Annotated in this window: 25 protein-coding genes; 3 read left to right on the forward strand and 22 right to left on the reverse strand. The window is 58.6% G+C overall.

Annotated elements, in window-relative coordinates; all coding sequences use genetic code 11:
- Positions 1-54: 54 nt before the first annotated feature.
- The 6 genes from ACR0LZ_RS00685 to ACR0LZ_RS00710 all read right to left on the reverse strand — a co-directional run bounded on the left by ACR0LZ_RS00685 (position 55) and on the right by ACR0LZ_RS00710 (position 4,155).
- Positions 55-486 carry a hypothetical protein gene (locus tag ACR0LZ_RS00685; protein ID WP_480747836.1) on the reverse strand — a complete coding sequence of 144 codons (432 nt, stop codon included), beginning with the start codon at positions 484-486 and terminating at the stop codon, positions 55-57.
- Between the two features lie 26 nt (positions 487-512).
- Positions 513-905: a DUF5681 domain-containing protein gene (locus ACR0LZ_RS00690; RefSeq protein WP_480747837.1), complete on the reverse strand. Its 393-nt coding sequence runs from the start codon at positions 903-905 to the stop codon at positions 513-515.
- Positions 895-1,281, reverse strand: a complete 387-nt coding sequence (locus tag ACR0LZ_RS00695) for a DUF5681 domain-containing protein (RefSeq protein ID WP_480747838.1) — start codon at positions 1,279-1,281, stop codon at positions 895-897. Before ACR0LZ_RS00695 ends, ACR0LZ_RS00690 begins: the two co-directional genes overlap by 11 nt.
- Entirely contained in the window at positions 1,278-2,657 is a 1,380-nt protein-coding gene (locus ACR0LZ_RS00700) for a site-specific DNA-methyltransferase (RefSeq protein ID WP_480747839.1), read from the reverse strand. The genes ACR0LZ_RS00695 and ACR0LZ_RS00700 overlap by 4 nt, the downstream gene beginning before the upstream one ends.
- Before the next feature lie 210 nt (positions 2,658-2,867).
- Positions 2,868-3,320: a ParB N-terminal domain-containing protein gene (locus ACR0LZ_RS00705; RefSeq protein ID WP_480747840.1), complete on the reverse strand. Its 453-nt coding sequence runs from the start codon at positions 3,318-3,320 to the stop codon at positions 2,868-2,870.
- Between the two features lie 451 nt (positions 3,321-3,771).
- Entirely contained in the window at positions 3,772-4,155 is a 384-nt protein-coding gene (locus ACR0LZ_RS00710) for a DUF6339 family protein (RefSeq protein WP_480747841.1), read from the reverse strand.
- A gap of 239 nt (positions 4,156-4,394) precedes the next feature.
- On the opposite strand from ACR0LZ_RS00710, the gene ACR0LZ_RS00715 reads away from it, so the two are divergent.
- Positions 4,395-4,541, forward strand: a complete 147-nt coding sequence (locus ACR0LZ_RS00715) for a hypothetical protein (RefSeq protein WP_480747842.1) — start codon at positions 4,395-4,397, stop codon at positions 4,539-4,541.
- A 321-nt stretch (positions 4,542-4,862) separates the two neighbouring features.
- Here ACR0LZ_RS00715 and ACR0LZ_RS00720 read toward each other — a convergent pair whose 3' ends face one another.
- The 4 genes from ACR0LZ_RS00720 to ACR0LZ_RS00735 all read right to left on the reverse strand — a co-directional run bounded on the left by ACR0LZ_RS00720 (position 4,863) and on the right by ACR0LZ_RS00735 (position 10,453).
- Positions 4,863-5,978, reverse strand: coding sequence for an NADH:flavin oxidoreductase/NADH oxidase (locus ACR0LZ_RS00720; protein ID WP_480747843.1), 1,116 nt, complete (start codon positions 5,976-5,978; stop codon positions 4,863-4,865).
- Positions 5,979-6,155: 177 nt separating this feature from the next.
- Positions 6,156-7,007, reverse strand: a complete 852-nt coding sequence (locus ACR0LZ_RS00725; RefSeq protein ID WP_480747844.1) for a helix-hairpin-helix domain-containing protein — start codon at positions 7,005-7,007, stop codon at positions 6,156-6,158.
- A gap of 531 nt (positions 7,008-7,538) precedes the next feature.
- Positions 7,539-9,035: a DUF1254 domain-containing protein gene (locus ACR0LZ_RS00730; protein WP_480747845.1), complete on the reverse strand. Its 1,497-nt coding sequence runs from the start codon at positions 9,033-9,035 to the stop codon at positions 7,539-7,541.
- A gap of 17 nt (positions 9,036-9,052) precedes the next feature.
- Positions 9,053-10,453, reverse strand: coding sequence for a DUF1254 domain-containing protein (locus ACR0LZ_RS00735; protein WP_480747846.1), 1,401 nt, complete (start codon positions 10,451-10,453; stop codon positions 9,053-9,055).
- Positions 10,454-10,567: 114 nt separating this feature from the next.
- On the opposite strand from ACR0LZ_RS00735, the gene ACR0LZ_RS00740 reads away from it, so the two are divergent.
- Complete coding sequence (locus ACR0LZ_RS00740; protein WP_480747847.1) at positions 10,568-11,617, forward strand: helix-turn-helix domain-containing protein; 1,050 nt, start codon at positions 10,568-10,570, stop codon at positions 11,615-11,617.
- A gap of 540 nt (positions 11,618-12,157) precedes the next feature.
- Here ACR0LZ_RS00740 and ACR0LZ_RS00745 read toward each other — a convergent pair.
- The 10 genes from ACR0LZ_RS00745 to ACR0LZ_RS00790 all read right to left on the reverse strand — a co-directional run bounded on the left by ACR0LZ_RS00745 (position 12,158) and on the right by ACR0LZ_RS00790 (position 22,939).
- On the reverse strand, positions 12,158-12,805 hold the full coding sequence (locus ACR0LZ_RS00745; RefSeq protein WP_480747848.1) for a GntR family transcriptional regulator: 648 nt from the start codon (positions 12,803-12,805) through the stop codon (positions 12,158-12,160).
- Positions 12,806-12,870: 65 nt separating this feature from the next.
- Complete coding sequence (locus ACR0LZ_RS00750) at positions 12,871-13,974, reverse strand: glycine cleavage T C-terminal barrel domain-containing protein (RefSeq protein WP_480747849.1); 1,104 nt, start codon at positions 13,972-13,974, stop codon at positions 12,871-12,873.
- A 22-nt stretch (positions 13,975-13,996) separates the two neighbouring features.
- Positions 13,997-15,541 (reverse strand): AMP-binding protein, encoded by a 1,545-nt coding sequence (locus ACR0LZ_RS00755; RefSeq protein ID WP_480747850.1) that lies wholly within the window; start codon positions 15,539-15,541, stop codon positions 13,997-13,999.
- A gap of 21 nt (positions 15,542-15,562) precedes the next feature.
- Complete coding sequence (locus ACR0LZ_RS00760; protein ID WP_480747851.1) at positions 15,563-16,309, reverse strand: enoyl-CoA hydratase/isomerase family protein; 747 nt, start codon at positions 16,307-16,309, stop codon at positions 15,563-15,565.
- Entirely contained in the window at positions 16,309-17,049 is a 741-nt protein-coding gene (locus ACR0LZ_RS00765) for an enoyl-CoA hydratase/isomerase family protein (protein ID WP_480747852.1), read from the reverse strand. The genes ACR0LZ_RS00760 and ACR0LZ_RS00765 overlap by 1 nt, the downstream gene beginning before the upstream one ends.
- Before the next feature lie 12 nt (positions 17,050-17,061).
- Positions 17,062-18,627: a CoA-transferase gene (locus ACR0LZ_RS00770; RefSeq protein WP_480747853.1), complete on the reverse strand. Its 1,566-nt coding sequence runs from the start codon at positions 18,625-18,627 to the stop codon at positions 17,062-17,064.
- Positions 18,628-18,634: 7 nt separating this feature from the next.
- Entirely contained in the window at positions 18,635-19,948 is a 1,314-nt protein-coding gene (locus tag ACR0LZ_RS00775) for a TRAP transporter large permease (RefSeq protein ID WP_480747854.1), read from the reverse strand.
- A 4-nt stretch (positions 19,949-19,952) separates the two neighbouring features.
- Positions 19,953-20,456, reverse strand: a complete 504-nt coding sequence (locus ACR0LZ_RS00780; protein ID WP_480747855.1) for a TRAP transporter small permease subunit — start codon at positions 20,454-20,456, stop codon at positions 19,953-19,955.
- Between the two features lie 54 nt (positions 20,457-20,510).
- Positions 20,511-21,527, reverse strand: a complete 1,017-nt coding sequence (gene dctP, locus ACR0LZ_RS00785) for a TRAP transporter substrate-binding protein DctP (protein WP_480747856.1) — start codon at positions 21,525-21,527, stop codon at positions 20,511-20,513.
- A gap of 50 nt (positions 21,528-21,577) precedes the next feature.
- Positions 21,578-22,939, reverse strand: a complete 1,362-nt coding sequence (locus ACR0LZ_RS00790; RefSeq protein WP_480747857.1) for an FAD-dependent oxidoreductase — start codon at positions 22,937-22,939, stop codon at positions 21,578-21,580.
- A gap of 879 nt (positions 22,940-23,818) precedes the next feature.
- Here ACR0LZ_RS00790 and ACR0LZ_RS00795 point away from each other — a divergent pair.
- Entirely contained in the window at positions 23,819-24,268 is a 450-nt protein-coding gene (locus ACR0LZ_RS00795) for a MerR family transcriptional regulator (protein WP_480747858.1), read from the forward strand.
- Positions 24,269-24,270: 2 nt separating this feature from the next.
- Here the strand turns inward: ACR0LZ_RS00795 and ACR0LZ_RS00800 are convergent, their stop codons facing one another.
- Together ACR0LZ_RS00800 and ACR0LZ_RS00805 are read right to left on the reverse strand one after the other, a co-directional pair.
- On the reverse strand, positions 24,271-24,948 hold the full coding sequence (locus ACR0LZ_RS00800) for a class I SAM-dependent methyltransferase (RefSeq protein WP_480747859.1): 678 nt from the start codon (positions 24,946-24,948) through the stop codon (positions 24,271-24,273).
- Between the two features lie 4 nt (positions 24,949-24,952).
- On the reverse strand, positions 24,953-25,801 hold the full coding sequence (locus ACR0LZ_RS00805; protein WP_480747860.1) for a 3-methyl-2-oxobutanoate hydroxymethyltransferase: 849 nt from the start codon (positions 25,799-25,801) through the stop codon (positions 24,953-24,955).
- Between the last annotated feature and the right edge of the window lie 329 nt (positions 25,802-26,130).

Genomic DNA, 26,130 nt, shown 5'->3' on the forward strand with positions numbered 1-26,130 from the left:
CGCTCTTCCTTAACGAATCTTAAGTATTTTCTGTGGGCGACAAATCCTGTCACCCTACTGCTGCGGACAAATGATGGCCGCGCAGATCAGATGTTTGCTTGCGAAGCTTGAAAACAGTGATCGCTCGTCGACGAGCACGATGACATTGGAACGCGACGTCAGCTCAGGGAAGAGTTCTCCCGCTTCGGGGCGAAACTTCTGGATGGTTGAAAACACAATGCCACCGACCTCGCGATTCAAATGGTCTTTGAGATCAGCGATGCTTTCGGCCTGAACGGGCTCCTCGCCAAGCAGATCCTTGCAGCGGCCAAATGTTGCGAAGAGCTGGTTGTCCAGATCGTTTCGGTCGGTAAGCACAACAAGCGTTGGGTTTTCGAGGTCCGGGTGAGAGCCGCCCTTCAGGTGTCGCGGGCATGCTGCCCCCCGGGGGGGCTGCACCGGCAACATACGGCCCCACAGGGGCCGTTGCGCGGCTGTGAAGTCCATAATGGCGGCCCGTTTTATGGCGGGACTCAGGCATCGTTGCCACCCCAACGGTCCGGCACCTTTATGCCCATCTTTTCCAGCCGGGCGATCATGTTTTCACGACGCTGCCTGTCATTTAGTTCCCGCGCATCCAGGGCAGGCTGGACGTCCAGCATGATTTTGATCGCTGCGATCAGTGACGGCACGTGGCCCTTCAATCCGCGTTTGCAGAGCCCCAGATACCCCGCCTCATAGGCGGCCAGGGTCACTTTGCGGCCCTCCGGGGTCCGGGCCACTACAGGCTCGGACAGAATCGCTGCAGCCTCGTTTACGAGATCAGAGCGGGTCTTCGGGCGACCCTTCGGATTGCCCGACTGGCCTTTCTTCCAGCGGCTGGCTTTTGGCGGTTTGCCGTAGCCGGTATCATAATCATCTGGCATCGTTGCCTCCTTCGTCCTTGAGCTTCGCGTCCACGCGCCGGATCCGATCGAGGATCGCCTTTTTCTTTGCTTCGGGATCGAAGCGCCGGGCGTCAGCGACGCTGGCTTCGTCCAGAATCTTTCTCTGCAGTGCCAGTGCCCGCCTGTCGCCCGACAGGGCCAGCTCGCGCAACTTCCGGATCAGAGCTTCGCTGATCGGCATCTGTCTGTCTGCGCCCTTTGGCTTGACCTGGCGTTTCAGGACACGTTGCAGATGCGTGTAGATGTCATCCGGCTTTTTGGGCCGCCCCTTGGGATTGCCGGACCGACCTTTCTTGAAGCGGCTATGTTCCGGCGGGCTCATATAGCCCACCGGATTTTTTGTCTGGTCTGTCATTCTGCCGCCTCCGTTTCAGGGGCCACCGCCTCCTGTGCGCGCCGCTCAGCAACGGCAGCGAAGCTTTCGCCCGTTTCTGCCAGGACCGCATCATGGCCCGTCAGCGCCGCGTAACGGCGGCAGGTGACGTCGCAGTAGACCGGATCCAGTTCGACGAGCCGTGCGGCGCGACCACTGCGCTCGGCTGCGATCAGGGTTGTGCCAGAGCCACCGAAGCCATCCAGCACGATCTCGCCGCGCCGGGTGACATCGCGGATCGCGTCGGCCACCAGCGCTACTGGCTTGACGGTCGGATGTAGTGCCAGATCCTGCTGGTTTCCGCCGAAGCTGTTGACGCCCGGATAGTCCCAGACATTCGTCCGGTAACGTCCCTTTTCGCCGAGGCCGAAGGTGTTCGTGTGTGGCGCTGTGCCAACCTTCCAGACATAGACCAGCTCGTGGCGGGAGCGGTAGAAAGTGCCCATGCCGCCATTGGTCTTGGCCCAGACGCAAAGGTTTTTCAGCTCGGAATAGACCTTTGAACCGGCAGACTGCAGTTCGGCCATGTGCCGCCAGTCCATACAGACGAAGTGAATGGCGCCGTCATGGCTGACATCCGCCATGGCGCCCAGCGAAACCTCCAGAAAGGCCGTGAAGGTGCCGGCATCCATTTCGCCGGCGGCCATGGCGAATTCGCGGTGTTTCACCGCGCCGGATCCACAGACATGGCCGTCGATCTTCACATTGTACGGCGGGTCCGTGAACACAGCCCGGGCACGATCACCGCCCATGAGCGCGGCGTATGTCGCCGGTTCGCAGGCATCACCGCAGATCAGCCGATGACGACCGAGCTGCCAGATATCACCGGGACGTGTGACTGCCGGGCCCGGATCGGGCTCCGGTACGATATCAGCCGGGTCTTCGGCAGCCTCGCCGCTGTCGTCGTCCAGAAGGATATCCAGCTCGGCAGTTTCGAAGCCGGTAATTTCCAGCTCAAAGTCCAGATCAAGCTCGGCCAGGGCCTGAAACTCGATTTTCAGGATGTCGCGATCCCAGCCTGCCAGTTCGGCGAGCCGGTTGTCAGCGATGACGTAGGCGCGGCGCTCGGCAGCCGACAAATGCGCCAGCTCGATTGTTGGCACCGTTTCCATGCCGAGCAACCTCGCGGCTGCCACGCGGCCGTGACCAGCGATGATACCACCGCCGCCATCGACCAGCACCGGATTGGCGAAACCGAATTTCCGGATCGATGCGGCGATCTGGGCGATCTGCTTATCGGTATGGGTGCGGGCATTGCCCGCGTAAGGAACAAGATCATCGGTCTTGCGATAGGTGATCTTCAGCCGGGTGCTTTCCGGCAGGGTCCGGGGCAGCGCCCCAGTTTTTGTAGAAGCCATAATAGGGCCCTCTTGGATTCGCGCGACCAGCCCGCCGGGACAAAGCTCCGGGCTCGTCATTGCGAGCCGGTCTGCGCTGTTTCGGGGATGACGCCGGACCGGTCAGGTCCTTTGCGAAGGGCCGGTTTCCCGGCACAAGATCGGCAGGCCCCCCACCGATCACTTCGCCTTGTTTGGGCGAGCCGCGCGCCATGGCGCACGGCCCTTCGATTACTCCGCAACCAGGGCGGCAGCGGCAGCCTGTACTTTCAGTGCCCGGCGCCCGCTCGCGGTGAAGGACATGATGCCCTGCGCGTCGATCCTGAAGATCTCCGGATCGACCTCCGCGAACTTGAAGAAGTCATGCGTCATGTAGAAGTAGTCGCGGCGCTCTTCTTCGTTCAGGTCTTCCAGGCGCAATGCAGGAATGTCGTCGAGACCGATCTGCAGGGCCGCTGACACAATGCCCTGACCGGCAACTATGACGTTTTCGGCGTCGATCAGAACCGGGTTCAGAAAGCCCATGATGCAGAGCGCTTCAACGATTTCGGCGACATCCGCATCGTCAAGTTCACCCGCAGGCTGGAAGTCTGACACGAGCACCGCGGGGTCCACGCGAAACAGACGATCGCGCAGGACCGGTGCCACCATATGTTCTTCGAGGTAGAGTTTTTCTGATGCCATCTGGGATATCCTTCTCTCCATCAGAATCCGACCACGTTAAAAGACGCGGCCAAACAAGTTGCGCAAATGAGTTTGAGATTGCTCAGCATATCTCGTTCTCCGGCGGCGTGTTTCAGATGGCGCGGGGTCTCTGCCACCGCTGAACAGAGCGCACCAATCCGACCGCCCTTTCGGGCAGCTGAATTCGTCATGTGTCACTCCGTTGATTGTGAGCCCAAGAATACATGGCTCGACGGAACTAATATCGGGAAAAGCTTACTGTTTTCAAGGACAACTTTACCTACAGAATGGAGGCATTGTTGTCCGAAACGGGCCAATGCTGGAATTGGATCCAACATTGGTCAAACCGGAGAAACATTCCCCGATCTTCAGGCGGATTCCTGGTCAGACCGACCGTTGGCAGGGACCTGCGCGAACGTCGCAACGGCCGATGTGGCTGAACTTCGGAACCTCAGGCCGCCACTTTAGAACCCTGGGCGTGGCGCAAGGCATCGTCACGGCATTTCATGAGAATCTTGTCGGTTTCGGCGTCAGACAACGATTCAAAAAGCACCCCGCTCCCGCGCAGGTTCAGGGCCTTCATGAATTCACGGAAGGTCGTCTCTGTACCGTAGACATCCGGATGGCTGCGCATCGCCCGGATGATGCCGCGCAGCAGGCTCGCCCGGTTGCTTAGCATAGGCCGTTCGACAAGGTTTGACCGGATGTCCGCGGTCCGCAGAAGTTCCTGCAGAACCCCTTCCTGATCCTGAGGATCAACCCGCCAGGCAATAAACGCGTTCCACCACAGACGCGCCACCGCGTTGTCATCACGATACCCGGTTGAGCGTCTCACATGCGGACAACACGCCCGATCAGGCCTACTTCAACCAGCCGATACCCGGAGCGGTGGCGGCATCACCGAGGCGGAAATCCACTTGGAAAACGCCCGGAACCTTTTCAGATCAACCGAACCACCTCTCCGATCATGGCAGTCTTTTTGAACAAGCGTAATCTTCTTCACAGACGGTGTGCTGCCATCGGCTTAGTCTGATTTGCAGACAGACACAGCACTTACCTCGGAGACCCTGAGCAATGCACCGCCAAAGCCCAATCACCGCCCGCGAAACCAGCCAGCAATCGGTTGACCGCCATTCAATCGCATATCAGTTCCTTGGCAGTTTCCTAAATGCAATCCGGCAAAGCAGCGAAATCCAGTCGATGCTGAACGACTATCGTTAAGGTTGCCGCTGGAGCAGTTTTCCACTGCTTCAGCGGAGAGGTCTCAGACCTCGCTTTGGGTTTAAGCGGTGGTAGTCAGGTTGGGTGGTGAACGTAGGTGTAAAGAGCTTCGGTCGGAACGCTCAGGCCACGTTTGATGTGGAAAATCCAGCGCTGGACTAGGTGTTTCTGGCGCAAGGTCACGGTGTTCCGGGGCACGGGGAGCTGGCAGCGAAAGTATTGCAAAGGCGCTTTCCGCCGGACTTACCGGCAGTGAACCATTCTTGATCGAAGTTGTCTGCCCCCCACCCGCGTGAACATACTGGCGCTTCCTGACCCAATTTACCTCTGACCAATCTTGGAGTTCTGAAATAGCATCTTGTACTCGCGCGGTTGAGACCGCCAGTACTGGTGCGGGGCATTGATCTCTGCTCCCAATTCAGCAGCGGCATGCCAGGGCCAGCGCGGATCATAGAGCATCCCCCGCGCAAGGGCGATTGCATCGGCGTCGCCCTTGTCGAGGATCGATTCCGCATGCGCCGGGTTGGTGATGAGCCCTACGGCTATGGTTGGCAATCCGACTGCTTCTTTCACCTTTGCGGCTAATGGAACTTGGTAGCCCTCTGATAATGGAATCTCCTGCCTCGGAGATACGCCACCAGAGGAGACATGAATTGCCGCGCAGCCGCGGTCCTTCAGAACCTTGCCCAGCGCAACTGTGTCCTCTGTATCCCAACCGCCCGAAACCCAATCTGTGGCAGACACGCGAACCCAAACCGGGATTTCTTCGGGCACGACTGCCTTTACCGCATCGAAGACTTCCAAGGGGAAGCGCATCCGGTTTTCCAGACTGCCGCCGTACGAATCCGTGCGCTGATTTGCGATGGGTGACAGGAACTGATGCAGCAGGTAACCGTGCGCCATATGAATTTCGACACCCCGAAAGCCAAGGGCCACTGATCGCCTGGCAGACGCGGCGAAGTCCTCCCGAACCTTGGCAAGACCTGCGTCGTCGAGAGCCAAGGGCGCATCCTCTCCCTGCGCATGGGGCAACGCGGAGGGCGCCACGGCTTTCCAGCCATCGGGTTCGTCCGGCAGGATCTGTGCCCCACCATCCCATGGCGCATTGCTAGAGGCCTTGCGCCCGGCATGGGCAAGCTGGATGGCCATGGGGGAAATTGCGTATTTGGCTACCGCGTCCATGACGCGTTTCAGTGCAGCTTCGTTCTCGTCAGAATAAAGACCCAGATCGCCGGGTGTGATCCGCCCCTCTGGCGAGACGGCAGTCGCCTCGATGATGAGCAGTCCCGCCCCTGACAGTGCCAAGTTGCCCAAATGGATGAGGTGCCAATCCTGTGCATTCCCATCAATGGCTGAGTATTGGCACATTGGCGCAATAACGATCCGGTTCTCGAGCTCCAGCGGCCCAAGCATCCACGGAGAGAAAAGCTGGCTCATTCGATCATTTCCTTTTTCAGTTCGGTACTGGGCACACGTGTTCGTTAAGCTGAAATTCCGCAGAAAGTCACGCAACCCGTCGAAGTCTGAGGAGATTTTTCTATTTCGTAGCGCGCACAATCACCCAAAAAGAAAACGGAAAAAGGCAAGCAAGCGCAAAAGCGACTGCTCCAGCTTTTAGCTGCCGAAGTAGTGTTTCCGGCATTCGGCTTCACGGCCTCTCACCACACGCATTCCATCAAGGGGGCCATGCGTTTCGGTAACGACCGTGCGTGTGTGTTCACGCCCGCCTTCATGCGCGAAATAGATAACGACCCAGTCCCGTGTCCGCTCCAGCTGGTGCGCCAGTGCGGTATTGGAGAAGAGCGCTGTATACGACCAGTCTGCCCGATCGACGTGAAGGATTGGAAGCCAGGCTTCTCCATCAGGGTTGAACCGTCGCGGAGCAATCTTGCGAAGGTCCCCCTCTTCGACCCGATGTCTGTACATTTCATCGACGGCCAGTAGTTCGGCCACTGATGGCTCGTGATGGTCATCTGGTCCTTGCCGGCTACGGCGGGCAAGCATGGACCCCAACGTCGCTCGTATCGACGCAGCCTTCCTCGGGCCTATGCCAGGCACATCTTCGAGCCGACCATCATGTGCCGCGATCTCCAAACCTTCCAGCGTATCGACGTGGAGCGTGTCGTGTATGCGACGCGCCGTTTCAGGTCCGACACCGGGGATGGTCTGGAAGAGGTCATCCGCCTGAGACTCGCCGCGCATGCGTTCCAACTGAACCCAGCGACCCGTATAGCACATTTCGTCGATTGCGCGGGCCAGCCGATCTCCAATGTTCGGAAGGCGCGTCAATCCTTCCAGCCCATCGCGTTTCAGGATTGTCGCCGGCTCTTCATGGAGTTTCCGAACCGTATCGGCCGCCAGACGATATGCGCGGACACGGAACCGGTTCGCACCCTGGAGCTCAAGAAGCTCGGCCGCCTCTTCCAACCGGTCCGCAATCTGTTCGCGCGATAGTCCGGGCGGCATATTATTTCCCTTGTATCATTTTTATCCCTAAGCGCGTTGATGGCAAAAAACCTCGGCAACCGTTTTTTTGGTTTTATCTGAAAAGCACTCCAATTCGGAACCTTTTTCAGTTGGTTTACCACCCGACATGACGCGTAGATCCGCGCCTTTATCAAGTCATGTCAGACAGCACGGTTGGCGGGATGGCGCAGGATGGCGGTGAAAGGCTGAAGGAAGTGCCTACCAATTGAAATAGGGCGGAAAGAGCGGAAGAGCGGAAGTTCACTGCGCGAGGCACCAAGGTCCGGACTGCGGACTTTCCCGACCTTCCGTTATCCCGCTCGAACCGGTGCGAACAGTCCATTGAAGCCACTCGTGATTGCCGCAGAGAATGTCCGTTCCGAATCCAATGCGGACATGCCTTGTTCCGTCGACTTCGCCTATGCGGCGACATTGGTTGAAGATCACGCGGTCAACGGGAAATTGTTGTGGCGACAGATGGTGCCAGAAGCCGTGCCCGACGTTTTGGCACGGCTACTATCGTTGGCCAACCTATTCAATCAGCTCGAAATCGTTCATCTTCCAGGTCTGGTCGAAGAAGGGTTCAAGCGGTCCGTAGAGACGGACGATGGCTGTCCATCCCTTGGCGGGGTCCGTTTCGACCCAGTTTTTTTCATGGCCTTCGGGCGCTTTTGGCCCGAAATAGAGATCGACGGTCCCGTCGTCGTTTGCCACTAGGTCGCTGTAGCTGCTGAGTGCCGGGAATTCCTGCCCGGTCTGCATCATCGACCGGTTCGCGCTGTCATAGACAACCACGGACCAGAAATCCTTTGCCGGAACATCAGCCGGAACGGTCAGCTTGTAGGTCTTTGCTCCGTCCAGCGGCACGCCCTCGCCATCGGTATGGGTGCAAAGATATTGGGACCCGATGCCAACTTTCTTGGAGGCCATTGCCGGTGTCACTCCGGTTGCGTAGGCCGCGAAAAACGCCTGAGCATCATAGTCTAGATAGCTGTTCGGGTCGAAGGTATAGATGCCGCCCACAAACGGGTTCCACCATTTGCGATCTTCGTAGATGTATTTGTCGTCGCCGACATAGTTCCACATGTTGTTGCGCAAGACAGCCGCACCCACCTTGGCGGCCTGTTCCAGAATGGTCTTGTCACGATCGGACGGATTGAACGGTTTGCCGAATTCCATGCCGATTGAGGCCAGCAGGAATTTCTGAGCACCCTCCAGTGCGTCGGGATGCTCCTCTTCTACAAGGTGCCCAAGTTCTTCGAGCAGCCCGTAGTTCTCGGAGTGGACAGTGTATATCACCTCGCCCGAGCCATTGATCAACTCGGTCGGATCGGGGTTATCGGCCTGCGACAGCGGATAGATTTCGAGCTTTTCATAGTTGGCATTTGCTGCGTCGGTGGACCCGTCGACAAGGAAGGCCCGCAGCGCCATCCAGACCCCGTAGGTTTTGGATTGGAACACAAAATAGCCATCGGGCACGTCGCCCTCGTATCCCGGCGGAAGGATCAGAAACTTGCCGCCTTCGCCCTTGTCGGGTCCGGCATTGCCAACATCGCCGACATAGCGCATCCACATGTCGTTGAAAAACCCGAGCATACCCGGTGGCGCATTGACCACGGTTGGCCCGTCGTTCTTCAGGTCGAGGAACGTCATGGCATAGACGGTGGTGTTGTTTGCTGTCAGGAACTCGGATTTTGCGTCCATCAGGTCTTTGAACACGATGACCTGATTGGGCTTTCCGGCGCCGAAGTCGGCATAACCCTTGCGCATGGCGTAGAGCGAGGCGCCAAAGGTATTCTGTTGGATCACCTCGACGGCCCGATACGCAAGACGCATGTCGATCAAGCGCTGAGAGCTTTCCGGCGTCGCAAAGCCCTTGGAAAACTCGAAGGTGCCCAATAGGGACTCGATGGTTTCGTTTTCGATGAAACGGCCGTCCTCTTCGGCGGCCACCGAAAGTGGCGAAAGCGTCATCGCAACTGATAGTGCGCTCGCAGCGAGCATCGTCCGCATTGTCTTATTTCCCATCTTAGTATCCCGCTCTATTAGTTTTGTTTCTCAAGGTCAGGCAGCTTCCAGCCGCTCTCCATCCACCCCTCGGACGGGCCATAGAGGCGGAACAGCAGAAAGAAATCCTCGCCCGTTGGAATCCAGTTGCTTTCCATGCCTTCGGGGGCTTCGGGCGCGAAATAGACATCGGCGGAGCCGTCAGAATTGACCTGCATATCCGGCAGGTTGGGCGTGGCCAGCCCGACGCGTTCGGCACCGGAGACAAAGCCCTTGGTCTGCATGCTGTAGACGATCACTGACCAGAAATCCTCGGCCGGGGTGTCGGCGGGCACAGTCAGCTTGTAGGTGTCGGTGCCGTTCAACATTTGCCCGTCGCGGTCGCGCAGCCCGGTCAGATAGAAGGTGCTGCCGCCCAGTTTCTTGGGCAGGTAGGTGATCCATGAATACGACCCGCCGGCGCGGTCGTCGATCAGCACCATGTCATCTGTGACATAGGGGAACCCAAGTTGCGGCTGGCCCTCGGCAAAGGCCCAGACGCCCCACTGCTTGTCGTCCCACAGAGGAATGACGGATTTGGTGATGAAGTGTTCCTGCATCGTGTCATAGGCGCATTGAAGCCCTTCGAGCATGGCGGTTTTCGTTTCCGCGTCCGGCTCAAACGGCTGCCCGCGCACCATGCCGAGCGAGGCCAGCATGCCCATCATCACCTTGTCCTGCTCCAGCACCGGTTCACGCTGGATCACGGTGTTCAGGTCGGTGAAGTAGGTTTCGTCATAGACCGGCAGCGTGTTGACCGGATTTGTCTTGACGTCGACGAACGCGGTCGGGGGCGGGTTATCTGCCTGTGACAAGGGATAGACCTGCAATGTCTGGGCATAGGCCGCTTGATCAGCGTGAGTGCCGCCGTTCTTGGCTACCGGACGGAAAGCAAAATGTACGCCATAGGTGTTGGAATGCAGGACGATGTAGTCCCCGGTCGGGACAGCGCCGTCAAAACCGGGCGGAAGGACGAGGTATTTACCTCCCGCCCCCTGGTCGGTTCCCGTCGTACCGACATCGGCCAAAGGAACCTGCCAGGCATTCGTGATCGTGCCAAAGAATGCGGCCTTGTCCCCAGCAGGAGGAACATCGATAACCATCGGGCCGTCTTTGACCGACAGCCCGGTGAAGGTGTAGGGCGTCACATCGTTGGCAGTCAGAAACCCGTGCCGCGAATCCATCGGGGCGCTCATGTAGGCGACAACTCCCGGCGCGGCGCCGGCATCGCGCTGAATGGCCAGTTCGATGTCATAGACGCCAACCGCCGGCATGCCCCAGATCGCCGCCTCGCACGCGCGGCGCACCACGATGTCGCGCTGTGTGTCGGTCATCTCGGCACCGGCAGCACCTGCCATCAGCGCGATCGGCAATGCCGCAACAAGAGAGTTGAGTTTCATTGCATAAGCCCTCGGTATGAAATTTCAGTCAAAATGAGCATGCAGAAATCAACTTTTTGCGCCACCCATTTTGCGCCATCATTGGCGAATGTGACGGTAGTCGTCGGAGGAGATATGCGTCTGAGGGAAGGCAACATACCCGGAATGGTGCAGGCGGGTACACTCGCTGGAATGCCGGAATTCTTGGCCTCCGAGCTTGGCCGAACCAAGTTGAAAGGCGTGTTTGAAGCCGCCCATCTGCCCATGGGGATCGAGGTCAACCCAGAGCACTACATCCATTGGGACCAGTTGATGGGATTTCTAGACGCTGGCGGAAGGGCATTGGGTGTCGAGAGTCTCGGGCTAGAACTTTCTCCGCATCTTACTGTCGAGGCCTGGGGAACGTGGGGCCGATATGTGACGTCAGCGCCGACACTCAGTCAGGCGATGCACCGAATGCAATCCGCGATCCTCCTTCATGGCCGAAACGAGCGCATGACCATCGGCCGCGAAGGTGAGTTTGTTGTTTGTCGGGTCCACAATTCTGTGGCGGGTGCGAAGCTTTATCAGAATGTTTCCTACTGTACGGCCGGCCTTCTGCAGAACTGTGTCGCTCTCTACCTCGGAAAGGATTGGCGAGGTGGTGCGATCGACCTCGACGTTCCCTCGCTCCGCGCGACAAGCCGGATAGAGCAACATTTGAAATCAACGGTCAGGCTTGGGCAGTCTGGAACAGCATGCCGGGTGCCAGTCGAGCTCTGGAACGCGCCTCGCCGCTCCCCGCAACCGGACAAGCACAGGTCGCTCTTCTGCGACATTCTGCGTAGTCGGCATACGGGCCCACCTCGCACATTGCCGGACGCCATCGAGGAAACCATACGGGTGCAACTCCTTGATGAGGTGGTCAGTCTAGACCGAGTGGCCCGATCACTGAACATGTCGCGCCGCCATGTCCAGCGCGTGCTTTCCAACGAGGGCCAGAGTTTCAGGGTCATCGCTAGGCGTACCAAAGTGACTCGTGGCAAAGAGTTGTTACGCGAAACCGATGCCAGCATCACCGATATCTCCGTCGCTTTGGGATATGCGTCGGTCGCCCATTTTGGTCGCGCTTTTGCGGCGGTGACTGATCAGACGCCAAGCGCTTATCGAGAAGTTGCAAACAGGACCCTGAGCTTGACATCCTAATGGCACGAGGCATCCAGCACTCGAAAATCGGCTGCCAATTTCAGAAAGGCCGTTGCCTTGCAGCCGCGGCAAATGTCCGCTGGTCCCACTCAGCAGACGTTCGCTCGATCCGCAGCGAATGTTAGCTCCCCGCCCATAGCAACGAATGCCGCGGGTATCACCAAGGCACAGATTGGGCTCAGTCGTTGAATCCGCCGCCCCCGGGCGGAATGCCCGCTGTCGATTAACCAACGGCGCGCAATCATCTTGAAGGTTCGAAATATCCGTGCATTTGCAGATGTTTTTCAGGCAAGTGCTGAAACCTTGCGAAAGGCCGGTCTCGAAGCGCGATGGTGTCGCGGATCGCTGCGGCACCGCATGGCGGGAGAGAGCCCAGACCTACTGATGCAGCACAGAGCGCTAATGATTACAAATGCGTGTGAAGCAGACGTTGTCGCAGGTCATGACGCAAGAAGCAGTCGTTTCTGCTGGTCTGTCGATGCCGCGATGGGGTAAGCATCATGGCAATTCGCAAAACTGGCACGTAGAAAGAAGGGCCGGTCACTTCCATTCCTTGGTTTCCCGAGCGAATTCTTCGAGGTAGTCGACCAATGCGTTTGAAGCGGCAATGGCCGCCGTCGTGTCTCCGTTTGCGACATCAAGCAGCAACCGAGCGTGCAGCTCGGCCGCAATGTTGAAGTCTTCTTTCTTCATGTGGAAAATCCAGAAACGGCGCGACAATCCCTGGACAACACGCATCGTTTTCTTTGAAAATTCGTTGTGACATGCCTCGACAACCAGGTCATGGGCCGTTCTAACAGCCGACAGGGCCTGGGGACGCGAGGCAGGCGGAGCCTTACTGACTTCTAACAACTCTTCACCGAAGGTCCTCATGATCTGCCGGTCCTCTTCTGTGGCCCGGATTGCCGCATATTCGGCGGCAAAGTTCTGCAAGGGGCGCCGAATTTCGAGCAACCGCAACTGAACATCCGGTTCCACTTCGGTAATCTGAATGCCACGGCGTTGCTTGATGACCACAAGGCCCTCGAATTCGAGGCGCTGCAATGCCTCGCGCACGGGGGTTCGGCCGAATCCGACGACTTCAGCAAGCTCTTTTTCGGAATACATCACGCCCGGCTTCAACTCGGTCAGGACGATCATTTCCTCAAGCTTCTGAAAGGTGGCCTCGGCGTCTGAAAGGGTTTTCACGGTCTTGTCCATATCTCTATATTTGCCTGCAATCCCCATGCCTTGTCCACTTCATCCGACCCAAATCAGGAAAATGGCAGCTCGCACAGGGTGCCGCCAAGCACACGCCCCTCTTTTCGCACCTCGACATGGTCGCCCGGGCGATACACCCGGGAAACCAGAGCGAAGCCGATGTTTTGGCCAAGCTTGCGCGACCAGGTGCCGTTGGTCATGTCACCGACCTTGATCCCACCAACCTGGATGTCGTACCACCGCGCATGGTTCGGCGACGGCATTTCGCCCTCAAGAACCACACCCAGCTGGTGACGCCTTGGACCCTCGTCCTTGATCCGGCGAAGTGCCTTGATGCCGATCACGCCGTCATCCACGTCCAGATCAACATACTTGCCAAGCCGGACCTCGAAAGGGTTGGTCGCATCATCGGAATCCCCACCGTAGGACAAAAGGCCGCTTTCGATCCGTTCACAGGGGTTTGGGTATCCCGGACCGATCCCGAACGGCGCGCCCGCCTCACGCACGATGTTCCAAAGCTCGGTTCCGCGGGATCCGTCCATCAGGTAAATCTCAAAGCCGCCTTGTTTCGAGAATCCGGATCGGGCGATCTTGACCGGAATGCCGCCGATCTCGGCATCGCCGAACCAGAAGTATTTCAGGTTCCGCACCCAATCCCCGAAGATCGACGCCACGACATCTGCCGCCATCGGGCCCTGAACGGCCATCGGCGAAACGTCGGGTTCGGTGATGTCCACCTCAAATCCGCGTTCGGCAGCGATGCAGCGCGCCCAAAGTTTGACGTCACTGTCCGCGATCGAGAACCAGAACAGTTCGTCGTCCAGCTTGTTGACAACCGGGTCATTGATAAGAGTTCCGGCGTGATTGCACATCGGTACATACTTGCCTTGGCCAACCACCTGTCCGGAAAGATCGCGCGGAGAAAGGATCTGTGCGAGACGCGCAGCGTCGCGTCCCTTGATCTGAACCTGCCTCTGGCCGCCTACGTCCCACATGCTGACACCGTTCATCAACCGGTCATATTCCGCATCGGCATCGCCATATCCCAGTGGGATCAGCATCTGGTTATAGGGCGTGAATGAGGTGACGCCTTCTGCAAGGGTTGCCTCGTAATAGGGCGATGGGCGCAAGCGGGTATGAGGGGCGATTTCCGGCATCTTGGGGCCTTTTGCTTTCCGGTCAAACCGGGTTTGGTTGAAAGTGGTTTTTGAAGGTCTGGCGCAACGCCTGACGGTCGAGCTTGCCCAGCACCGTTCGAGGCAACGCTTTGAGAGTGACGACATCATCCGGAAGCTGCCATTTCGCGAACCGACCGGTTGACATGAGCTCTCGAGAAATTCGCTCGATCTCGATCGCTTCTCCGGCCACGGCCACGCAGAGGGGTCGTTCTCCCCATCGCGGATGTTGCACACCGATGACGACGCATTCCTCCACTCCGGCGATCTGCGAAATCTGCCTCTCCAGCGCGGCTGGGGAAACCCACTCGCCGCCGGACTTGATCAGGTCCTTCTTGCGGTCCTGCAGGTGCAGGGTGCCGGTTCGGTCAATCTCGGCCGTATCACCGGTTGCGAACCAACCGGCCTGTCGCGCCGAGCCCTTTTGGCCGTGATACCGCTCGACGACACACGGGCCGCGAACCAGCAGTTCCTGCGTTCCATCTTCGGACTCTGCCAGCGAAAGTTCGGTCAGCGGCAGCGGCTGGCCCTGCATTGGCGGGACCTCGCCTACTTCGGGCGGCAAGTGCTGCATCGTCGCCGCACTCAGCGTTTCCGTCATGCCCCAGCACAGCATGGAGGTGACACCTGCCGCCCTGAGGATCGACAAGGTTTCAGAACGCGGTGCCGTGCCGCCCATCAGGATACGCAGCCCGGTGAGGTTTGCCTTTCGCAAGGCGATTTCCGGGGCAATGCGGGCAATCACCTCGGGAACGGCGCCGGTGAAGGTGATCTTCTGCTGGGTCAGGATGTCCGGAACTTGATCTGCCTGGATCGGCCCTGAAAGCACCGAGATATCCGCCCCGCACATGAATGCCGAATAGGGAACACCCCAGCCTGCGCCGTGGCAGAAAGGAACCATGAGCAGCACATTGTCGGAATGACTGATGCCGTAGCCATCGACCATTGCCTCGGTCAGGGCGTGCAGCGTCAGCGCGCGGTGAGAATAGCCGACACCTTTGGGCCGCCCCGTGGTGCCACTGGTATAACAGAGCACGGCTGGGGCATTTTCATCGGTTACCGCAGCCTCAATCGCATCAGGGTTCGGCGGGCCAGACCCCAGAAGGGCATCGAAACTGGTGACGTCTCCGCCCGCACCTTCACTCAGAGACAAGATATCCAGATCAGGGCGGGCCTTGCGCAATTCAGCAAGCAAATCGGCGAATTCGGCATCAATGAACAATAAGCGGTCGTCAGCGTCTTCAAGGATATAGGCGATTTCCTCGACCGGCAGACGCGTGTTGATGGCGTGGAACACGCCGCCCGCCAGCGGCACGGCCCACATCAGCTGCAAATGCCGAATTCCGTTTGCGGCGAGCGTCGCAACCCGTTGGCCGGGTTCGAGACCACGCGCCTGCAACGCGTTTGCCAAGGCAAGAACATCGTGGGCGAACTGATCATAGCTTTGTTCGACAACCGATCGGTCCGGACCAAAGCACCGTATGCGGCGCCCGGTACCGATGGTACGGCCGCGCTCGAAAAGTCGATAAAGTGTCAGTGGATCGGTCATTCCATTCTTTCCACAATACCCTCAGACCATGCCGAACTTCCGAAGCGTGGCTTGTGCGGCTCCGGTTGCGAGACAACGCTCGAATGACGCCATCGCGCGGTCGTCCATCTCAACCGCATCCCGGTCAATCGGCCCCGCGCACAGCTGTTTGGTTGCCGCAACCGCGTGGGCCGGTAGCGCAGCCAGCCGGGTGGCATAGTCGAGTGCGGCCTTGGCCGCGCTGCCTTCGGCCAGGAAGTCCGCTAACCCGATCCGATATGCGGTTTCACCGGAAAACCCTTCTGCCCCCCAAAGGATATGCCGCGCCGTATAGGCCCCCAGTCGCGCCTGCATCGCGGCAATGCCATAGGCGGCGTTCCAGCCGATGGGAACCTCTGGAAGGGCCCATTTTGCATCCGCGCTGGAAAAAACCACGTCACAGGATGCAGCATAGACCGCGCCACCGCCGATGGCGTACCCGTCGACAGCGGCAATGATCGGTTTCGGGTGACGATTGAAGCTGCGGGCCAGCGCCGCCATTTCGCGTTCGTCTGCGATCATTTCTCCGACGCTCTGACCGGAGAGAGCCTTGAGATCGCTGCCTGCTCCGAAGCCATGCGAATATCCCTGCAAAACAATTGCATTGACACCTTCATCGCGGGCGGCGCGCTCTAGCGCCCCGGCCAGCGCCCGTGTCACTGCAAGATCCATTGAATTGCGCCGCTCGGGCCGATCCAGCGCCAGGGTCAGAACCGCCCCGTGATCGATCTCGCGCAGGCCTTCCGTCATCAGATTTTCACTCCAAACCGGGCATATGAGGCCCTGGCGACCTCGTGCTTGCAGCTTTCATGAAACATCTGGTTGGCCATCAGATCGAGCACCTGGCTGTTTTCACCCGCCGCCGGTGCACAAAGCCGCTTGGTCGCCGTAACGGCGTGTTCCGGCAGTGCCGTGAGCTTGGTCGCGTATTCGTGCGCTGCCTCGGCCGCGCGGCCCTCGGCAAGGAAATCCGCCAATCCCAGACGAACGGCTTCTTCGCCATCGAACGGATCGACGCCCCAGCAGACATGGCGGGTCACATAAGGCCCGCAACGGGCGAGGAATGCCTGGACACCCCAGCCGGGGTTCCAGCCCAACGCCACCTCGGGCAAATGCCAGCGGGCGTTCTTCGCAGTGAAAACCACGTCGCAGGACACCGTGAACACCATGCCGCCGCCCATGGTGAACCCGTCCACCGCCGCGATCACCGGCGTATCCATGAAACAGAACGAGCGGGCCACGGCAGCTTTTTCACGTTCTGCCGCGGAGATCTGGTCGAGGTTGAACGTGGCGAGTTCCTTCAGGTCGCTGCCGGCACAGAAGCCATGTTCCTTGCCGCGCAGGATAATCGCCTTGATCTCCGGGTCGCGGTCCAGTTCCGCCGTGACCTCGGCGATCCTGTGGGCAAGCCCGAGGCTCATGGCGTTGCGGACCTCGGGGCGGTCGATGGACAACGTGGCGACAGCGCCATCACGGGTGATTTCGAGCATGAAGGTTTTCCTTTACGTGAAGAGTTTCGGATCCATCGGGGGGATTTGATCGGGCACGCGCACCGGCGCAAAGCCCATCAAGTCGAGCACCTGGGCTTTCGGGTCGATCCCCGGGGCAACTTCGAGAAGTTCCAGACCGTCCGGCGTCACCGCAAAGACGGCACGTTCGGTGACAAAATGGGCGGTCTGACCACGCTCACGCACACCGGTCAGCAGCGGGTAGGTGATCTGTTCGACACTTGAGACGAATTTCGAAACCTTGCCTTCCTGCAGGATCGTCAGCTTGCCCCCTGTGGCGTCGACCTTCAGCCCGCCGGTGGTGAAGGTGCCGTTGAAGATCAGGTTGGTGGCGTTGTGTGCGATGTCGATGAACCCGCCCGATCCGGGATTGGCGCTCCCGAATTTCGAGACGTTGATATTGCCCTCAGCATCAAACTGGGCAAAGGCCAGCGCGCAGGTTTTGCACAGGCCCGCATGGATCGCATCAAACTGGGTTACGCCATCAAGCAGGGCATCGGGGTTGTAATTGGCCGAGAACTGCCAGCCCGAGGTGACGATGCCTCCGTATGAGCCGTGCTCGGTGGTGGAGGGGTAGTCATAGATGCCATCGCCATCGAACCGGCCTTCGGTGGCAAAGATCGTCGGGATCGAGGACGAGGCGCCGAACCCGTAGATCGTCAGTTCATTTTTATTGATCATGCTGGCAGAACGGCGGGCAATCACCGTCGGCGCACCGGGTTTCAGCGGTTGCAGCTCGCGCGGGTCCATCCGCGTCTGGCCCAGGAACCGGGCGTCGTCCTGAATGCCGGTGACCAGTTGCTGGTCAGGATCGACCACCACTTGATCGACCAGGACCCCGGGCACCTTGACCATATGCGCATGGCGCTCGCCGGGTTCATAGGTGCGCTTGACCTGGGCAATCACCTTGCCGCCGCAGGCCTTGACCGCCAGCGCGATCGCCAGGTTGGACGACACCAGGGGATCGTCCTCAAAACACAGGTTGCCGTGTTTGTCGGCCGACGTTGCCCGGATGATGCCGTAATCGAGATGCTGGCTCGGAAAGAAAAGGTGCGGCTTGCCGCGGAAATCGATCTTTTCGACAATGTCTTCGGTGGTACGCGGTGTGACCTTGCCGCCATCCAGATCGGGGTCGACAAAGGTGCCGATGCCGACCTCGGTCAGATATCCGGGGCTGCGCCGCGCAATCTCGCGCAGCCAATGCATCATGACGCCGATATGAAAGGTGTAGGCCTCGATCTTGTTGGCCCGGACCTGCCCCATCGACCGGGGGCGTTCGCCGGTCTTCGGATCGGGCGGGTTGATGAACGACCCGGTGATCAACCGCTTGGTCATGCCGTCGTGCATCAGGTTATCAATGCCCTTGATCGCGCCGTTGTCGCCCCCGAAGCAGGGGACATAAAGCGTCAGATCGCCCGGCGCACCGGTATCAAGGTAACGCTGCCCCAAGCTGCGCAGCAGCTTTTCCGGGACGATCCAGCCGATGACGCCAACGATGGCCAGCATGGCACCGGACGGAATGTCGGCAACGGCGGTTTCGAATTCGGTGATCTTACTCATGGGATCCTCACATCAACACGGATGGCAGCCAGAGGGCGATTTGCGGAAAGGCGATCAGCAGTCCGATGGCCAGCGCCTGCAGGAAGATGAACGGCCAGAATGAGCTGTAGATGTCGCCCATCGTGATGTCGTCGGGTGCGACACCTTTCAGGTAGAATGCGGCCGGGCCGAAGGGCGGCGTCAGATAGGACATCTGCATGTTCATGGTGAACAGAACGCCGAACCAGATCGGGTCATAGCCGAAGCCGATGATGATCGGCACGAAGATAGGCATGGTCAGAAGCAGGATGCCGATCCAGTCCATGAACATGCCAAGCACAAAGAGGATCAGCATCATCACGATCAGGATCGCCAGCGGCGACCAGTCGAGCCCGTTGATGGCCGAGGTGACATAGGCCGCACCGCCGAAGAAATTGTAGACGCCGATGAGGGCGGTTGCGCCGAACACGATCCACATGATCATGCCACAGATGCGCAGGGTCTGATTGCAGACGTCCCGGATGAGACCGAGCGAGAAGGTGCCCTTGACCGCGGCCGAGATCAGCGCGCCGATGACACCCATGGCGGCGGCTTCGATAAAGGACGTGATGCCGGTATAGATACAGGTCAGCACCCAGGCGGCCACGGCGACAGGCAAGATGGCACCACGCATAACCGCCATCTTCTCGGCGCGTGGCATGTCGCGTTCTTCAGGCGGAAGCGGCGGCGCCTTGTCCGGCCAGATCGTCGCCGTCACCATGACATAGACCACATATAGGCCGGCCAGCATCAAGCCGGGCAGTAGCACGGCAAGGAACAGCTCACCCACACCAGTATCCGTGGTCAGCCCATAAACGATCAGCACGATCGACGGCGGGATCATCGTACCGAGGGACCCCCCGGCACAAACAACGCCCACGGCCAATTTCTTGTCGTATCCGCGTTTCAGCATTTCCGGCAGGGCGATCAGGCCCAAGAGGACGATCTCGCCGCCGATGATGCCGGACATTGCGGCCAGCAGAACCGAAACCGCCAGTGTCTGAACCGCCAGTCCGCCGCGTATCTTGCCGCCCAGCATCGACATGGCACGAAACAGATCGTTGGTGACCCCTGATTTCTCCAGAACCAGCCCCATCATCACGAAGAGCGGCACCGCCACGAAGGAAAAATCCGCCATCAGATCGTAGATGCGGGTGGCGATGAGGCTGAGACCCGTCGGGCCGAACTCCATCAGGATCAGGGCTGCGGCCATGATCCCCGTGGAAAAGGCCAGCGGCACGCCCGCGAACAATAAAAACAGGATGCCGATGACAAGGATCAGCGTGATCAGTCCGATACCCATGATCCTATGCCACCAGGCGTTTCATCGAACGGAAGATTTGCGTCACGGCGATCACGCACATGATGCCCGCGCTGACCAGCAACACGGATTTCAGGATCATCGGCAAGGGCGAGTCCCAACTGGTTCCGGTTGTTTCATTGAGTTTGATCGACAGGCGTGCATTGACCCATGCGCCATAGCCCACCAATGCCAGATAGGCTGCGGCAACGATGGCCGCCAGCAAGTCCAGCCACCGCTGCACCCGCTCAGGCACGTTGTCGTAGATCGCGGTAATCCTGATATGGCTGCCTTCGTAAAGCACAACGATGCCGCCAATCGCGAAACAGCCCCCAACCAGCATGACGACCATGTCCTGCACCCAAATCCGCGGTGCATTAAAGCCGTAACGCATCACCACCTCAAAGCCGATGATGGCGACGCAGATGGCAAAGCCATAGCTGGCAATCTCGACCGGTTTCAGCACCCAGGGGAGAGACGGGCTGCGCGCATCGGGCTCTGGCAGTTCCATGGTGGTCCTCGAAGAAAAAAGCCGGGCCGATCACGGCCCGGCAGTTGGAAGAGATCAGTCGATCTGACCGATGGATTTCAGCCAGGCGATCTGGCTTTCGTAGACTTCCTGGGCGTGGGGGCTTTTTGCCGCCGTTGCTGCCCAGATTTCCTGTGCAGCCGCGCGGAACTTGGCGCGTTCTTCCGGCGCCCAGTCGATCAGGGTGATGCCCTTTTCTTCGGCCGCCGCCAGCACCTCGGCGTCTGCCTTTTCGAAAGTCTGAAGCATATCAAGCGCCAACGTCCGCACACCAAGTTCTAGAAGGGTCTGGGTTTTGGCATCCAGGCTGTTCCAGGTTTCGAGATTCATCGATACGTCGCCCATCGGGATCGAGTGGATGCCCGGATAGATCGCGTAGGGTGCGACATTATGCAGGCCCGCGCCGTCGTTGATCGAAATCGTCGACCAGTCCGTGGCCGAGATCACACCCTTTTCGAGCGAGGTGTAAACCTCGGAACCGTGCACCGAAACGGGCGCCGCTCCGATTGCCCGGAAAAGATCGGAAGACGGCCCCTCAGGCATTCGTATCTTCACGCCTTCAAATTCGGCAACCGTACGGATCGGTTCCTTCATGGGGATGGATTCCACGCCCCACGGCACCGGCCCGATAAAGTATAGCCCATGCTCGGCATAGATATTGCGGGCCAGTTCAAGGCCACCGCCCTGATAGTACCAGGTGAGAAACTGATAGACGTTGGAATAGCCCGCGTTCATTTCGCACAGCAGGCCGAAGGCCGCGTCGACACCGGCATAGTAGCATGGCGTGCTCTTTTGCATATCGAGAATGCCCGAGCCTACGGCCTGCAGCGTCTGGTTGTGGGCGACAATGGCCTTGTTGGGAAGGACAGTGATGTTGATGTCCCCGCCCGAGGCCGCAGTCATGTTAGCCGCGAATTGTTCAATGACGAGTTGAGGCGCAGATCCGCCGCCCCAGAATGACTGGAGTTTCCAGTCGTAGCTGTCCGACAGCGACGCTGTCGCCGACAGAGCCAGCGCTGCAGCACCAGCCATCAGGGATTTTGCAAAATTCATGGGTTTCCTCCTAGGGTTGGACATTGATTGCTTTTGGAAAGTCCGCAAAATCAGTCCAGTGCGGCCCCTTCGCGGTTCAGGATGTCGCGAACGTCTTCGCCTCGGATGTTGCGCAGGGCGACGCCGTCACGCAGCGCGATGTCCGCTGCCACAGCCGCCGCGTGGCCATAACCAAAGCATTGTGCAGTGACCCTGGCAGAGGCCAAGGCCTCGTGTTCAGCGGAAAGACAGCGCCCGGCGACGATGATGTTCTCGCCAATCTCGGGAATGAGCGTGCCGAAAGGAATTTCGTAATAGTCGTCCAGCAGCCATTCGACCTTGGGCTTCTGGCCGGAATGCAACTCGATCGGCCAGGGGCAGCGCACGACACCATCGGCATGTTTGTGGCGCCCCACCACGTCCTGGTTGGTCAGACGTTTGACCCCGACAATCGAGCGGGTCTGGCGAATACCGACCTCGACCCCGGTATCGACGACATAGCTGTCAGCACAGCCCGGCACCTTGTCCTTTAGGAACCGCGCATATTCCCGAACCTGATGGCGGGCGACGATTTCTGCTTCTGTGTGATCAACCGGGTTGGTCACATCCAGATCGCGCCCGTCACGGCCCAGGATGCGGGTGGCGTTGACCATGAGCTCGTTCGGGCGCGAGGTCGGAAAGATCCAGATCTTCTTGCGCGGAAGATGGTAATTGCCGCTGTTCTCGGCCTCGATCAACGCCTCGACGACGTGTGCCGGGCTGATCGTGTTATCGCCCCAGTACTCCAGGTAAGCGCCCACATCGACATTGCCCAACCGGAAGATCATCGTCGGGTTCTGGATGGTGCCGTCCTGCCCCTTGGTGGTCGCCCAGCCGGCGCGGTGCACGACATCGGCGTCGCCACTGGCATCAACAACCAGCTTGGCTTCAATCCTGGCCAGGCCGGATTTCGTGTCAACTATCACGCCACGCACGGCAGCCCCATCTCGCAGCACGCCCACGACGCGGGAATGGTAGAGAATGTTCACGCCTGCATCGGACAAAAAGTCGTCCGCGTTTTCGCGCCACATGTGCGGGTCATGCGTGACCGTCCAGGTCTTGCCATAGCGCTGCGGTTCCGTAAGACCGCCACGCGCGATCAACCGCTTGCGGAACTCGTCGGCAAAACCGAACACGACTTGCTCGGCACGATTGGCGTTCCGATCGCTGGACATGTAGAGACCGCAAATCGTGCCCGACATACCGGCAACCGCTCCACCGCCGCAGAAACCGTAGCGCTCGATCATGAGAACCTGATGCCCTTTTCGGGCGATGTTCGTTGCTGCCGAGACACCCGCAGCGCCACCACCGGCAACGATCACGTCAAACTGGCCCAGGCTTGGGATCGCTGCTTCGTTAAGCACTCCTTGAATCGCGTAATCGTCGGAAAGCATGGCGTCGCCCTGTTCGAATTATTGATACCTCATCTGATATATCATTAGATATAGTTCGGTCAATGAATCTGGCAGCGCTCCTAATTACCAGCGCAAGGCAGTCTCTATGGGTTTGAAAACATGAAGAATAATCGAACAAGGAACTTCTGTAAGGAACGACCCTTCAGCACATTTCCAGGCTCACGGTTTCTGCTTTCAGATGCCAACGCCGGAAAGTGGCCAGTTGATTCCCTCGGTTCCAGGACGGATGTCCTTGGCGTTCGGAACTATCCTTTGCGATAGAACACACTGTGAAACTTCAGACAGATTGAGATTGCGCAACGAGATATCGAATGGCCGCTGCGGGGACGTTGCGACGGTGTGTCGGCGACAAAGGAGAGGACCTTCCTTGTGCCATTTCTCTTGAAGCGAAATACCGCAATGCAAAGCAAACCAGACACTGCAGTCAATTAACTAGATGCTCGCTCAGTCCGCGACTCGTTCCTTGCCTGAAGAAGTCTCGCTGCGCCTGGCACGAATGGCCGCTCTTCTCGCTGCATTGTCGTACTAAAGATGATGCGCGCGCGGCAAAATCTGTGCTGCGAGCGCGCGCAGCGAGAAAATCAAATTCACAGGATGGGCTCACACTTCGGTTTTGCCGCCCATGCGCGAACTACGGCTCCTGACTTGCCTATGACCACGCATTGAGCAACATGATACAAGATCAAAGACTTGGCCCGATCCCCCGGATGACCGGTCTCGATCAGCCTGTTGCACCGGCATTGCCACGCGGGCGTTAGGCGGTTCTGAGCCCTATTTGACCTTACATAGTCCACATCTATATTGTTGCTTATCTGACGCCGATGCCAGATCCAGGAAAAAACTAGACGAGACCGATGCATGAAAATTGGCGAATTGGTACAAGCAACTGGTCTAACCGAGCGAATGCTGCGCCACTACGAGCAGCTTGGGATCATTACGCCTGGCAGATCTGAAGGCGGTACGCGTCAATATGATGAAGAGGACCTCGCGGTTGCACAGCTCATGCGACAGTTGCGTGCGCTCGATATTCCGTTGGAAACCGTCGCGGAGATCGCGCAGGAACGATCAAAGCATTCAACCGGGAATTCTTCTTGTCTCTCCGTTGGCGCCTTGCTCGAAGACCTGGCTGAGCAGTTGAGCCGAAAGGCCGAGCGGGCACTTTCACTCCGGCGGACAATAATGGATGCCGAGAAATCAGTTCAGGAGTGCAAGGGCTGTGAGAATGTCCCTAGCTCCAAGACCTGCCCGGACTGTCCCATGAACCGCATGGCAGAAGAAAACCCAGTGGCCGCCTTGATCTGGGATTAGGTTTAGAGGCGGAAGACCTGTCCAACGATCGGCCAAAACACATCGAATTCGGCGTCGTCGGAGAAAGGCATCTCGTCGTAGTCAGGTTCCTCAAGCGAAACTCCTGCTCGCAGTGCATTCTGCACTGCGCTCCATTTTGCAAACTCTGCTTCAAGGGCAGGTAAAGTCATCTGGCGCCGCATCATTGCAGCAGGCACCTCGATCACGGTGCCCGGAAGCGACAACCCCTCATATCCTGAAATCACCCATTCGCGCGCGCATTCCCAATGGGGGCCAATGACTTCGAAAAGAGTTTGGTATGCAGCCCGTACACGCGGAGGCAGTGAAATCTCGCCCCACGCCAATGCTGCGAAAACGCCACCCGTTCGCACAACTCGTTGAGCTTCGGCAAGATGTGCCGAAAGATCAAAGTGGTGTAGCGCCTGCATGGAAAACAGCAAATCGACACTCTGCTCTCTCACCGGAAGCTTCTCGGCAGCTGCCTTAACAACCTTGACCGGCGTCTGTTGCAATCGGGGTGGCGCCACGTCCGTCGCCACCACAGTGGTAAAGTAGGGTTTTAGGAATGCCGACAGCTCTCCAAGACCTGCGCCACATTCGACGCAGGCCCCGTTCTTTTCGGGGAGGGTCGCCAACCATTGCATCAATCCACGTGGATCAAGCCGCTTGGCGCCCTTCATGGGCTCAATGCACCGTACTGACGAATTTCTCAAACTCGCCAGCGTGCATTTCATGGCTGAGCTCCGGCTTGGGGAACTGCCCACTCGTGGCTGCTTCGAAATAGGCTGAGTAGGCTCTTTGCATTTCGCCCCAGACGTCACCGAACACTTCGCGTTTGGGGGGAATGGGAAAGACCGAACACCCGATGATGTCGCTGGATACATGAAAAATTCCATGCGCGTGTGGACCGGAGCCAAGGCTGGCCACTGCAACGGGCAAGTTTTCGTAGCACCATTTCGTCAGCTCAACCGACGTGTGCTCGAAGAGAGCCGCGAAAATACCCGCATCAATCGATGCCTTGACCAGTTCGACAATGGCCGATGCCTCTTCTGCGGTGCGTCCGGCCGGCGCATGGCCCGAGTTCATCACCGCACGTTCGCCCTGAACTCCAAAATGCCCCACGACGGGAATACCGGCATCGACGATGGCTTTGATATGACCAACGGTGCCAAGCGAGGGTTCGATATGCACGCCATCGGCGCCTAACTTGACGACCTTTGCGGCATTGCGAACCGATTCCTCAACCGAGATGCAGGCCGTCGTGTTTGGCATGTTGCAGATGATGAACGGCGACGATGCTCCACGCAGCACACCTTCGAGCATGTAGAGCTGTTCCTCGAAATCCACGGTGGCCATGGATTTGTGACCCATCATGCCCATCGGGCCGGGGCTGCCACAGCAGAGCAGATCCATGCCTAATTCCTCGGCCATAATCGCGCTGGGGGTGTCATGGCACTCCATGCCAACGATGCGCTCGCCCTTTTGTACCTTTTCGGCAAGGTGCTTGAGCCGAGTCTTTCTGCGTTTTGTCATAAATTCCTCCCATCCGGTTGAGTTTTGTTGGATGAGATCCACTATCTGACATATATGTAAGATTCGCAAACCTTTTCGAACTACCACCTGGTCCCGTGTCTTGGTTTTCGTACAGAGAATTTTGCTGCGCTCTGATCGAATGGCCAGTTTTCTCGCCGCGTTGCGGCAGCCGAAAATTCAGCTACCGCAGAAACCCCCCGCGCTGCGAGCGCGTGCAGCATGAAAACACAATGGCCGGGTTGGGCTCGTTCCAGTCGTTCGCTGCACTTCGCTCGAACGTCGGCTCTTGGAATTTTGGGCAGCTAGATCGTTATGCCGCTTAGATCGGG

Source organism: Ruegeria sp. CI1, from assembly GCF_056536925.1.